Source organism: Martinezella rhizogenes, assembly GCF_027460065.1.
Taxonomy (GTDB): domain Bacteria; phylum Pseudomonadota; class Alphaproteobacteria; order Rhizobiales; family Rhizobiaceae; genus Agrobacterium; species Agrobacterium rhizogenes_C.
Genome location: NZ_JAPYZZ010000015.1, coordinates 126,855 through 137,234 on the forward strand (window position 1 = coordinate 126,855; position 10,380 = coordinate 137,234).

A 10,380-nucleotide genomic window follows, 5' to 3' on the forward strand; every position below is an offset into this window, starting at 1 on the left:
AGATTACGGATTCGGGCGCATTGCATTCCCCATGATCAACGAACGCGCACCCATCTCCTGCTCGTACTTTTGGGCCTTCCTCTAAGGGCGGCTCGACAGATCATATCGTCAACAAGCCGCCGTCAGGCGGCTTTGTTGTTTTCAAACGTCCTGACGGCACCGATAAGACCAAAGGACCGAAAAAATGACCGAAGATAGCTCCCTGACACTGGAAAGACCGCCCGTCGTCATCATTCGCGGCGCGCGCAAGACCGATCTGCCCGAACTCAACGAGATGATCACCCTACTTGCCTCCTACCACGGCGATGCGGCGGCGATCACGCCGGCCAAGCTGGAGCGCGATCTGTTCGGACCGCTTCCCTGGGTGCATGGTCTTGTAGCCGAGGCCGATGGCGCGCTAATCGGTTACGCCCTGCTTCTGCCGCTCTACAGGGCGCAGGAAGGCCGGCGCGGGCTGGAGCTGCATCATCTCTTCGTGCGTGACGGTCATCGCGGCCATGGCACGGGCCAGCATCTGGTGTCCCGCGCCCGCGATATCGCCAAGCGGCTGGGCTGCGACTATCTTTCCGTCAGCGCCACAACAGGCAATGTGGCGGCGCATCGTTTCTACGAAAACATGGATTTCGCGCCGAGGCCGGTCACCGGCATGCGCTACATGCAGTCCATCGCCTGATCAAAGCCCACGGAGACGGCCATGACACGGATCGCCATTGCGCTCGCACAGGATTTTGCCGACTGGGAACCGGCGCTGCTTGCGGCGGCAGCACGCAGCTATCTCGGCGTCGAGATCGTTCACGCCACGCCTGATGGCGGGCCGGTGATCTCGATGGGCGGGCTGAAGGTGACGCCGGACACATCCTATGACGCGCTCGATCCCGTTGACATCGACGCGCTCGTCATTCCCGGCGGTCTCAGCTGGGAAAAGGGAACGGCTGCCGATCTTGGCGGGCTGGTCAAGCGGTTTCGCGACAGGGACCGGCTGGTCGCCGGCATCTGCGCGGCGGCGAGCGCGCTCGCTGGCACGGGTGTTCTGAACAATGTCGCCCATACCGGCAATGCGCTGGCATCGCACAAGGCCTATCCCGCCTATCGCGGTGAAGCGCTCTATCGCGATCAGCCGAGAGCGGTCAGTGATGGCGGCGTCATCACGGCGGCCGGCAGCGCGCCGGTCAGTTTCGCCGTGGAAATTCTGAAAAGCCTCGGACTCTTTGGTCCGGAAGCCGAGGCGGAACTCGGAATTTTTGCGGCGGAGCATGGGTGAGGCTTACGCGAATATTGTCGGCCGCTAAGCCCAACACCCTCATTCCTGTGCTTGTCACAGGAATCCAGCCAGCCCAAGTCCTTGGGCTGAAAGGACTCCTCTCGTCGCGCAGACGCGCGTCGACTGGATTCCTGTGACAAGCACAGGAATGAGGTAGTGCAAAATACGAACGTCTTTGCACTCTCACTCATTATCCCCGATCCAGCAACCGGCAGACACGCGCCGCTGGCGCCCCGCCCTCACCCGCAATCGCACGGCGAATATCGCGGCTGTTCAGATGCAGGCTGCGACCCGCGGGCAAATTCGAGCGTTTTATCTTGCTGAGTGCAGCAGCGATAAAAGCAGCCTCGTTTTCATGAAAACAGGCCAGAGCCGCCTCGCGCCCCGGGGTTGCCCCGAGAACGGCCTTGAAGGCAAGGCGGTGCACGGCGCAAGGCGCACCGTGACCGGGAACGGCAAAACGCAGCGCATCGAGTTCCTCACTCCATTCCGCTGCGTGCTGCACGGTTTCAAGCCTGCTGGAAGCGCTTCAGGAAAAACGCGCTCAACGTGCCGATCAGCGACCAGAAAACGAAGCTGGTGACGGTGGCGGCAACGATGAACTGACGCTCCAGCGGCAAAGGTGCCAGCGCATGTTCGCCTTCCGGCGGCAGCGGTGCGCCGACCACATGCGGGGCGACGATCAGCACCAGCGCCAGCAGGACCGCCCAGGGTTCGCGGCGGAAGGCGATGAACGCAATGCCGCCGGCGGTTGCGGCAACGGTCGCGAGCCACCAGATCTGCCGCGCTTCGAGTGCGGCGGCCGGGCTGCCCGGCAGTTCCGGCGGCAGGCCGATCATCGGGGCGAGCATGACGGCGGCAAAACCGGCAACGCCCCACAAAAGCCCCTCACGCCAGCCGGTATTGGTGCCGCGCAACGAAATGAGGCCGGTCAGCACCAGCGCGTAACCGATGGCGGTCAGCACATTGGCGGCGACGGTGTAGGCGGTGCGCTCGAAACCATCGGCCGGAGCCCAGGCCTCGTCATTATGCTCATGGGCGGGAACGGCAGCACCGGGCGCCGGTGCATCATGGCTATGGGGCGCTTCGCCGGCGCTTTCAAAGGTTTCCGCCTGCAGGATGAGCGGCGTGGTACTGACCGCCTGCATGGCAGACACGGCGAAACCGCCGACGATGCCGACGAGAACGGCGGTGAAGACGATATTGCGAAAAAATGACATGCCGTTTCCCCTCAATGGCAGGGGAAGGCATTGGCATGGCGCGTGTCATGCGCGGCATTGTGCACGGCCTCCACATGGGAAAAGCCGACAAAACCGACGACGAAAAGGCCAAGCACGATCGCTGTCAGCGACTGCGCGACGCTGGCTGTTTTTACGGAAACGGCTGAATTGGCCGTATTCAGGTTGGTGGACATGGTGACCCCTCTCCCGGCGCGACCCCGCGCCTTTAGATGCGGGCGAACGGCAAAAGCCGCAGGACCGCATGCGATATACTTCACCACGGGGATACGAGACTGACACAGGGAGGCCTGATGCCACCACCCTGAAATTCCGCTCTTCCGGACACCCCGCCGGCATGGATATTTCCGTGATGGCAGGTCTCCTGGCTTACGGGTCAAAACCTGAAACACCTTCCCGGCATTGCCCTCACCCTTGATGGAGGCGAGATGGCTTGCCAGTGGCATTTCGTTTCAGGCTCTCCGCTCACAGTTGCGGGGGCAGCCACGAATGAGGATTTCTCCCTATCGTGTTCCCTTTTCACCTTCCGGAACGCCCGGAAGGAACCATCACGGACATGTTATCCGCTGGGCAGATGCAGGAGTCAATGGCAGGCCTGCTTTCGAACCGCGCGCCCTCGCCTCGGCTGAGGGTTACCGTGCCGGAATGGCCTTGAGATAGGCGGCGATCGCATCGCGGTCTTCGGCGGTCAGATGCGCCATGTTCTGCTGCACCTTGACCATGGAGCCGCCGACGCTGTCGAATTCCGGGGTGAAGCCGGTTTCGAGATAGCTGGCGATATCGGCTTTGGCCCAGCTTCCGATGCTTTGCGAACCGGGGGTGATGTCGGGAATGCGGCCCTCACCTTCCGGATTGGGACCACCGGCCAGCCACTGATCCTTCACGAAGCCGCCAAGCGCGTCGCGGGGGGTATGGCATTCTCCGCAATGGCCCGGCCCTTCCACCAGATATTGGCCACGCAGCAATTCGGCATTGGCATTGGCGAGTTCGACACGCGGTGGTGCGGACGTATCGAAATAGAGGAATTTCCAGCCGCCCAGTGCCATGCGCAGGTTGAACGGGAAAGGCAGGTCGTGATCCGGCGCGTCATTCTGGCTGGCCGGCAGGACCTTCAGATAACCGAAGAGATCATTGATGTCCTTCTGCGTCATGCGGGCATAGGAGGCATAGGGAAAGGACGGGTAAAGATGTTCGCCGTTCTTGCCCACCCCGCGCGTCATCGCATCGCCGAATTCCGCCAGCGTCCAGCCGCCGATGCCGTGCTGCGGATCAGAGGAAATATTGGGAACATGAAAGGTGCCGAAGGGGCTTTTCAGCGCCTGCCCGCCCGAAAGCGTCAGCAGCCCCTCGCCCTTGGCATCGGGTGCGGCGTGACAGCTTGCACAGCCGCCGGCCCAGAACAGCGTTTCGCCATTGGCGAGGTCAGGTTCACCGAGGCTTACCCAATGGCTCGGCGCCTGGCGTTCCGGTGCGGTGACCCAGGCAAAAATTCCGTAGCCCGCAATGGCCGCAACCACTGCCCCGCCCACAAGCTTCGTCCAGATGGAGGACATACCCCTCTCCCCATTCTCACCTGACCCGGTCAGATGCCTTTCATGCCGGGAAAACGCCGCCGGTGGACGGCGTTTTCAGATGCTTCGATTATTTCTTCAGACGATAGGTCTGGTGGCAGGTGCCGCAATCGGCGCCGAGCGTCTTCATGGCGGTGGCGACGCCGGCCTGATCGGTGGGGAGATTGGCGAGAACCATGTCCGCATCCGTGCCGAGCTTGGCGGCCTTGGCCTTGAAGTCCGCAAAGTTTTCCCAGATGGCGGGAGCGGCCGCGCTGCCGGTCTCGGTGCCGGCGGGGAACTGGTCAGGGAAAGCCTTGGCATTGGTGCTGATGGTCGTCACGGCAGCCTTGACGGCGGCAGCGTCAAAGGGCTTTTCGCCCTTGGAGATGGCGGCGAGCGCACCCATGGAGCCGCCGATCTGCTTCATCAAGCCTTCACGTTTTTCGACTTCGCCGGCAGCATAGACAGCTCCGGCGCAAAGACAGCCGAACAGCATGGCCGCCGTGATGGTTTTCAGTTTCATGCACACTCTCCTTTAATCCGGCTGGGACACCGGGCGCTAGATGGAACGGCGCGAGGATGCCCTTTCCGGATGGCGAAAAGAAGTCACATTGCGGTGAATTCCGCCGTGAAAACAGAAGTCTAGACGAGGCCCGGATGCAGGGGGACGGTTAACTTTACGGCGCGCATCTGACGGCTGGCTGAAATCGCGCGGCATCATTCGCCCACGCTCCAGGAGATTGCCTCCCAAAAGGTCACGAGGGCGGCGGCAATCAGCAGAAAGCCTGCGGCGCGGCCGATGAAAATCGTGGCAGCGGGCGACGAGATGAGCCAGGCCCGGCTTCTGTCGGCCGTCAGGGCCAAGGTTCCATAGACGGCAAACTGCGTCACGGCCACCATTGCACCCATCACCAGCCCCTGCATCCAGATCGGCCCGAAGCCGGGTTTGATGAATTGCGGATAGACCGCCATCATAAAGAGATAGGCCTTGGGGTTGGAAAGGCAGGTTATCACCGCTCTCCAGAAAGCCTTTCTGGAAGAAGCGGTTGCCTGTGCCTCGTCGCCATTCACGGTGATTGCGCTGCGCATCAGGCCGATGCCGATCCAGACCATATAGGTGGCTCCGAAAAGCAGAAGCGGCAGGAACAGCGACGGCATCCAGGCTGCAAGCAAACCGACGCCTGCCGCGCCATAAAGCGAATGCACAATGCCGCCGGCACTCATGCCGCTTGCGGCCGACAGACCGGTTTTCTTCCCGCCCGTCAGCGCACTTGCCAGCACAAACAGCATGTCCATGCCCGGCAAGATGATGATGCCAAACAGGACGAGAAAGAAAAGCCAGAGATTTTCGGCGTAACTCATGTCAGTATATCCTCAAGAGGCTTATGGCACGTTCAGGAATATGCATGTTTCTCAATGTGTTTTGCCGCTTATAGGAAAAGCCAACTGACAGCATTATGTCAGTTGTCTTCACAAAAACGCTGGGAAAATGTCAATGCGCAAGGCGTCGCGGCTGTTCGAGATCATCCAGATTTTGCGGTTGGCGCGCAGGCCAGTCACGGCACAGACAATTGCAGATACGCTGGAAGTGACTTCGCGCTCGGTCTATCGCGACATAGCCGCCCTCCAGACCATGCGCGTGCCCATCGAAGGCGAGCGCGGTGTCGGTTATATCCTGCGTCCCGGCTTCAACCTGCCGCCGCTGATGTTTTCCATCGAAGAAACCGAGGCGATCGTGCTGGCGCTCGCCATGGTCGGCCGCTCCGGCGATGCGGAACTGCGCCGGGCGGCGAAAAAGGTCAGCGACAAGATCGCCGCCTCCCTGCCGGAACCGCTGTCGAAGACACTTTCCGCCAATGCCCTGCACGCCTGGGGCAACATCGCGCCCGCACCTGCCGGTATCGATCTTGCGACAGTCAGGCGAGCGGTGCGCGATGAAGAGCGGCTGGACCTGCGCTATCGCGACGAAAGCGGCGCTGAAACGCAGCGACGGATTCGGCCGATTGCGGTGATCTATTATTCCGAGACGGTGAACATCGTCGCCTGGTGCGAGTTGCGGCATGCCATCCGCAATTTCCGCTCGGACCGGGTGATGGATTGCACCGCGACGGGCAGCTTCTTCAAGATGGAAGGCGAGAAGCTGCGGCAATTGTGGATGAGCGGCTGGCAGAGCGGCCAGCTGTGAGACCTGTGCAGGCGCGTAACCCCCACCCTCATTCCTGTGCCTGTCACAGGAATGAGGGGCGAGAGTGGGTCCCTATCGGCAACATTTTATCGCAAATACTCCAGCACCCGATCCTCCTCGCGCCCAAAACCGCGAATCTCGATCCGGTCCGCAAAAACATCGGTGATGGCGAAAGTGTTCTGATCAGGGGTATCCACCATGCCCTTGAAGTTGACGAAGTGGGTCGTGCCAAGCGTCCCGTAGTTGCCCTCGTGATTATGGCCATTAAACCATGCGGCAACGGACGGGTGAGAACCGAGAAGATCGAGGATGCGTGGCGCATCCCACATGTTGTGGGCGTTTTCCGGATAGATGGGATAGTGGCACAGCGCTATCACTGTTTCGCCCGCCGCATCCGCCTTTTGTAGAACGGTGTGCAGCCATTCGAATTGTTCGTCACTGAGCGAAGCGTTCCAGTCCTGCGCATTGATCGCATCGGCATCCCTCAGGCGCTTCAACCGCTCCTGCGCGACCGCGCGGCGCGGATCGCCGGGCGGCGGGGCAAAGAGGCTGACCTCGTTACCGTCAAGCACGACGAAGCGGATGTCGCCGATGGCAAAATCATGCCAGGGGGCCTTCATGCCGAGGCGGACGTGGACGGCGGAAAGATGCTCGGGGGCGACGGCGAAATCGTGATTGCCCGGCAGCAGCACCGAGGGGTGGCGAAGCGCGTCATAAACGCTGAGGATCGCATCGAAATTTTCAAAGCCGCGATCGATGATATCGCCGAGCGTCACCACGAAGGCCAGATCCTCGCGGTTGAAGACGTCGATCGCCTCAGCCAGCTTTTTCGGGCTTTCGACATAATAACGGCCCATGTCCGGGCGGGGATCGGCGTCGGCATATTGGGGATCGGCGACAATGCCGAAGGAGAAGAGGGGCGTGCTTTTTTCAGTCATGATGCGCCGCGATAAACCCGGCTGATGACAGGCTTGTGACAGGAGCAGACAGGCCCTTAAAGCAGAACACCCGGCGCAAGGGCCGGGTGTTCCAGAAATTCCGTAGCTCAAGCCTTACTTGGCAGCGGCTTCGTAACGCTCGAGGACGTAGTCCCAGTTGATGAGGTTGTCGACGAAGGCTTCCAGGTACTTCGGACGCAGGTTGCGGTAGTCGATGTAATAGGAGTGTTCCCAGACGTCGACGCCGAGGATCGGATCTGCGCCGTGAACCAGCGGGTTTTCGCCATTCGGGGTCTTGGAGATTTCAAGCTTGCCGTTCTTGACGGAGAGCCATGCCCAGCCGGAGCCGAACTGCGTGGTGCCGGCAGCGATGAAGTCAGCCTTGAACTTGTCGTAGCCGCCGAGATCGGACGCGAATGCCTGTTCCAGCTTGCCCGGCAGCTTGTTGCCGCCGCCGCCCTTCTTCATCCACTTCCAGAAATGGACGTGGTTGTAATGCTGGGCAGCATTGTTGAAGAGGCCGGCATTGGTGCCAAACGACTTCTTCACGACTTCTTCGAGCGACAGGTCGGAAAGACCGGCTTCGGCAGCCAGCTTGTTGCCGTTGTCGACATAAGCCTTGTGGTGCTTGTCGTGATGGAACTCGAGCGTCTCGCGCGACATGTAAGGTGCAAGCGCGTCGTAGTCGTAGGGGAGTTCGGGAAGTTCGAAGGCCATGGTTTTTACTCCTTTTTGCAGCGGGTTACCGCTCCTAGAAACCTGTGAGCGGACCATAGGAGCGAAGCTCCGTTTGGGCAACCTGCGAAATATCAAAATGTTCCGACAAAAGAGAAAATTCGTCTCTGGCCAGCCGCCACCATATTTGTTTCACAACCCTGGCGTACCGTTTTCCACCCTATCGGTTCGCTTTTAATGACATGCAGGAAGGAAATTCCATGACCCGCCCTTTGATCCGTCCCCTTATCCTTGTCGCCGCCCTCTCCTGCCTCGCCCTGCCGGCCGCCGCATCGTCTGATGATGCCTGGAAGGAATTCGTGGCGGATGTGCAGACGGCCTGCCTTGCCGGGGCCAAGGACATGATCGAGGATGCCAAGGTGGTGGTCGATCCCGTCGGCAGCGAAAATTACGGCCTCGCCATCCTCACCGGCAAGGCGAAGGGTGCGGATGCGACGGTCAGCCATATCTGCGTCTACGACAAGAAGACCAAGGCCGTGGAGCTGGGCAGCGAGCTTGCCGGCGATACGCTGAAGGTGGAAATTCCAGGCTCCACCAAGCCCTGAAAGACTTAGAAACGTGGCGTGGTATCGCCCTCACCCAGCATCCGTTGCATCAGCACCGTATCCAACCATTGGCCGTGCTTCCAGCCGATGGATTTGAAGGTGCCGACAAGCTCGAAACCGGCAGCGCGATGCACGCCGACTGAAGCGGCATTGGCAGAATCGCCGACGACGGCGACCATCTGGCGGAAACCGCGCGAGGTCGACTCTTCAATCAGCGCGTCGAGCAGCTTGCGGCCAAGGCCCCGACCCTTCATGGCTGGATCGAGATAGACGGAATCCTCCACCGTGGCGCCATAAGCGGGACGCGCGCGATAGGCACCAGCATAAGCGTATCCGGCTACCTTTCCATCGACTTCGGCGACGAGATAGGGGTAGTTTCCGTCCACCAGAAGGCGGCGGCGCTCGATCATGGTTTCAACCGTGGGCGGATCGATTTCGAAGCTGGCGCTGCCATAAAGCACGGCGTCGCGGTAAATCTCGGTAATGGCTGGAATATCCGCCTCCTCACAGGGGCGGATGAAAAGGCTGGAAACGGCGGAAAGGGTCATTCTCTTGTCCTGCGGATCATTCACACCCCCATTGTGCATTGCGTCGCAGCCAAAATAAAGATTATCTGTCTTATACAAACGATAAGGTTTTCTTTGATAATGGACCTCGATCTCAAGCAGATGCGCAGTTTCATTGACGTGGCCGATCTCGGCAGTTTTTCCGCCGCCGCCGACAGAGCGGGTCTGACGCAGCCCGCCGTCAGCCTGCATATAAGGCTTCTGGAAAAGCAGCTGGGGGTGCGGCTGATCGAGAGGGTCGGCAGGCGCGCGCAGCCGACGGCGGCGGGGCGGGATTTTCTCGTCCATGCAAGGCGCATATCCGAAGAGGTGGCGCATGCCATCGAGACGGTAGCGCCGCACCGCAGCGGGGCGACGGGAAGCCTGCGCATCGGCACGGGCGCCACCGCCTGCATCTATCTCTTGCCGCCGGTGCTCGGCCGCATCCGGCAGGCGATGCCCGGCATCGACATCGTCGTGCAAACAGGCAATACCCAAGATATATTGCGGCTTCTGGAGGCCAATACGATCGACGCGGCGGTCGTGGCCCTACCTGCCAGCGGCCGCAGCCTCGATATCCGCGACATCCATCTCGACGAACTCGTCGCGGTTTTCCCGCACGGCTCCGTGCCGGGCAAAATCGCGCTGAATGCCGAAACGCTGTCGACGCGATCTCTGCTGCTTTACGAAGGCGGCAATACGCGCAAGCTCGTGGACCAATGGTTTTCGGCAAGCGGCCGCACCGTGCAGCCCGCCATGGAACTGGGCAGCGTCGAGGCCATCAAGAAACTGGCGGGCGCGGGTCTTGGCCTTGCCGTCGTGCCGCGCATGGCCGTCGAACATGAAGGAGCCGCATCCGGGCTTGAATGGCGCTCGCTCGAACCGCCGCTCGAACGGCGGATTGCGCTGGCGATGAGGCGCGACAAGCACATGACTGCGCCGCTTCGGGCACTGGCCAGTGCGCTGCCGGATGTGCGGAAAGGGTGAAGCCCGCACCGACCTCGGGTACTGGCTTATACGATTGAAGAAGAGGACTATACCTCTCCTCCGTCATGCCGGACTAGATCCGGCATCCAGCCACGGCGCATTCGCGCCGTGAGAAGACTCTTTCGCGATCAAAGACTTGATCGCGCTGGCAACTGTATTGATCCGTGTTGTTTCAAGTTGTTCTGAAGGTGGTTTTGTCTCTGAGAATGGCGTTTGCGATAACGAGCAGTTTGCGGGCGATGGCGATGATCATGACCTTGAACGGTTTGCCTTTGGCCTGCATGGTTTGAATGAGGCATGCGAATGGCGATCTCATTCTATAAGCGACAAGGGCTGCCATGTAGAGGGCATCGCGCACACGCTTTCGACCGCCTTGGATATGGCGCTGGCCCC

General features: G+C 60.6%; 15 protein-coding genes and 1 riboswitch. Of the genes, 6 read left to right on the plus strand and 9 right to left on the minus strand.

Going from position 1 to position 10,380, the window contains the following annotated elements; translation table 11 throughout:
• Positions 1-184 precede the first annotated feature (184 nt).
• Together O8B93_RS20885 and O8B93_RS20890 are read left to right on the plus strand one after the other, a co-directional pair.
• Positions 185-673: a GNAT family N-acetyltransferase gene (locus O8B93_RS20885; RefSeq protein ID WP_003509304.1), complete on the plus strand. Its 489-nt coding sequence runs from the start codon at positions 185-187 to the stop codon at positions 671-673.
• Positions 674-694: 21 nt separating this feature from the next.
• On the plus strand, positions 695-1,261 hold the full coding sequence (locus O8B93_RS20890) for a type 1 glutamine amidotransferase family protein (protein ID WP_269711795.1): 567 nt from the start codon (positions 695-697) through the stop codon (positions 1,259-1,261).
• Between the two features lie 190 nt (positions 1,262-1,451).
• Here the strand turns inward: O8B93_RS20890 and O8B93_RS20895 are convergent, their stop codons facing one another.
• The 6 genes from O8B93_RS20895 to O8B93_RS20920 form a co-directional block, all read right to left on the minus strand.
• On the minus strand, positions 1,452-1,766 hold the full coding sequence (locus O8B93_RS20895) for a hypothetical protein (protein WP_269711796.1): 315 nt from the start codon (positions 1,764-1,766) through the stop codon (positions 1,452-1,454).
• 4 nt (positions 1,767-1,770) lie between these two features.
• Positions 1,771-2,481 (minus strand): CbtA family protein, encoded by a 711-nt coding sequence (locus tag O8B93_RS20900; RefSeq protein ID WP_269711797.1) that lies wholly within the window; start codon positions 2,479-2,481, stop codon positions 1,771-1,773.
• 11 nt (positions 2,482-2,492) lie between these two features.
• Positions 2,493-2,675, minus strand: a complete 183-nt coding sequence (locus O8B93_RS20905) for a CbtB domain-containing protein (protein ID WP_010971223.1) — start codon at positions 2,673-2,675, stop codon at positions 2,493-2,495.
• Positions 2,676-2,836: 161 nt separating this feature from the next.
• A riboswitch (cobalamin riboswitch) is annotated at positions 2,837-3,064 on the minus strand.
• Between the two features lie 67 nt (positions 3,065-3,131).
• Positions 3,132-4,052, minus strand: a complete 921-nt coding sequence (locus O8B93_RS20910) for a c-type cytochrome (protein ID WP_269711798.1) — start codon at positions 4,050-4,052, stop codon at positions 3,132-3,134.
• Between the two features lie 88 nt (positions 4,053-4,140).
• Positions 4,141-4,575 carry a c-type cytochrome gene (locus tag O8B93_RS20915; RefSeq protein WP_269711799.1) on the minus strand — a complete coding sequence of 145 codons (435 nt, stop codon included), beginning with the start codon at positions 4,573-4,575 and terminating at the stop codon, positions 4,141-4,143.
• Between the two features lie 194 nt (positions 4,576-4,769).
• Positions 4,770-5,414, minus strand: a complete 645-nt coding sequence (locus O8B93_RS20920; protein WP_269711800.1) for a LysE family translocator — start codon at positions 5,412-5,414, stop codon at positions 4,770-4,772.
• Positions 5,415-5,547: 133 nt separating this feature from the next.
• Here O8B93_RS20920 and O8B93_RS20925 point away from each other — a divergent pair, with 133 nt between their 5' ends.
• Positions 5,548-6,237, plus strand: a complete 690-nt coding sequence (locus O8B93_RS20925) for a helix-turn-helix transcriptional regulator (RefSeq protein ID WP_269711801.1) — start codon at positions 5,548-5,550, stop codon at positions 6,235-6,237.
• A gap of 86 nt (positions 6,238-6,323) precedes the next feature.
• Here O8B93_RS20925 and O8B93_RS20930 read toward each other — a convergent pair whose 3' ends face one another.
• Together O8B93_RS20930 and O8B93_RS20935 are read right to left on the minus strand one after the other, a co-directional pair.
• Complete coding sequence (locus tag O8B93_RS20930) at positions 6,324-7,175, minus strand: metallophosphoesterase (protein WP_269711802.1); 852 nt, start codon at positions 7,173-7,175, stop codon at positions 6,324-6,326.
• A gap of 114 nt (positions 7,176-7,289) precedes the next feature.
• Positions 7,290-7,892, minus strand: a complete 603-nt coding sequence (locus tag O8B93_RS20935) for a superoxide dismutase (protein ID WP_003522258.1) — start codon at positions 7,890-7,892, stop codon at positions 7,290-7,292.
• A 218-nt stretch (positions 7,893-8,110) separates the two neighbouring features.
• Here O8B93_RS20935 and O8B93_RS20940 point away from each other — a divergent pair, with 218 nt between their 5' ends.
• Positions 8,111-8,455, plus strand: a complete 345-nt coding sequence (locus O8B93_RS20940) for a hypothetical protein (RefSeq protein WP_269711803.1) — start codon at positions 8,111-8,113, stop codon at positions 8,453-8,455.
• A 5-nt stretch (positions 8,456-8,460) separates the two neighbouring features.
• Here the strand turns inward: O8B93_RS20940 and O8B93_RS20945 are convergent, their stop codons facing one another.
• Positions 8,461-9,003: a GNAT family N-acetyltransferase gene (locus O8B93_RS20945; RefSeq protein WP_269711804.1), complete on the minus strand. Its 543-nt coding sequence runs from the start codon at positions 9,001-9,003 to the stop codon at positions 8,461-8,463.
• 96 nt (positions 9,004-9,099) lie between these two features.
• Here O8B93_RS20945 and O8B93_RS20950 point away from each other — a divergent pair, with 96 nt between their 5' ends.
• Together O8B93_RS20950 and O8B93_RS20955 are read left to right on the plus strand one after the other, a co-directional pair.
• Positions 9,100-9,987: a LysR family transcriptional regulator gene (locus tag O8B93_RS20950; RefSeq protein WP_269711811.1), complete on the plus strand. Its 888-nt coding sequence runs from the start codon at positions 9,100-9,102 to the stop codon at positions 9,985-9,987.
• A gap of 136 nt (positions 9,988-10,123) precedes the next feature.
• The coding region (locus O8B93_RS20955) for a hypothetical protein (protein WP_269711271.1) at positions 10,124-10,380 on the plus strand (257 nt) is incomplete at its 3' end.

Coding starts and splice junctions, on each gene's coding strand:
- O8B93_RS20890 (WP_269711795.1), top strand. CDS start 695: ATGACACGGATCGCCATTGCGCTCGCACAGGATTTTGCCGACTGGGAA.
- O8B93_RS20915 (WP_269711799.1), bottom strand. CDS start 4,575: ATGAAACTGAAAACCATCACGGCGGCCATGCTGTTCGGCTGTCTTTGC.
- O8B93_RS20910 (WP_269711798.1), bottom strand. CDS start 4,052: ATGTCCTCCATCTGGACGAAGCTTGTGGGCGGGGCAGTGGTTGCGGCC.
- O8B93_RS20900 (WP_269711797.1), bottom strand. CDS start 2,481: ATGTCATTTTTTCGCAATATCGTCTTCACCGCCGTTCTCGTCGGCATC.
- O8B93_RS20905 (WP_010971223.1), bottom strand. CDS start 2,675: ATGTCCACCAACCTGAATACGGCCAATTCAGCCGTTTCCGTAAAAACA.
- O8B93_RS20935 (WP_003522258.1), bottom strand. CDS start 7,892: ATGGCCTTCGAACTTCCCGAACTCCCCTACGACTACGACGCGCTTGCA.
- O8B93_RS20940 (WP_269711803.1), top strand. CDS start 8,111: ATGACCCGCCCTTTGATCCGTCCCCTTATCCTTGTCGCCGCCCTCTCC.
- O8B93_RS20945 (WP_269711804.1), bottom strand. CDS start 9,003: ATGACCCTTTCCGCCGTTTCCAGCCTTTTCATCCGCCCCTGTGAGGAG.
- O8B93_RS20885 (WP_003509304.1), top strand. CDS start 185: ATGACCGAAGATAGCTCCCTGACACTGGAAAGACCGCCCGTCGTCATC.
- O8B93_RS20930 (WP_269711802.1), bottom strand. CDS start 7,175: ATGACTGAAAAAAGCACGCCCCTCTTCTCCTTCGGCATTGTCGCCGAT.
- O8B93_RS20925 (WP_269711801.1), top strand. CDS start 5,548: ATGCGCAAGGCGTCGCGGCTGTTCGAGATCATCCAGATTTTGCGGTTG.
- O8B93_RS20920 (WP_269711800.1), bottom strand. CDS start 5,414: ATGAGTTACGCCGAAAATCTCTGGCTTTTCTTTCTCGTCCTGTTTGGC.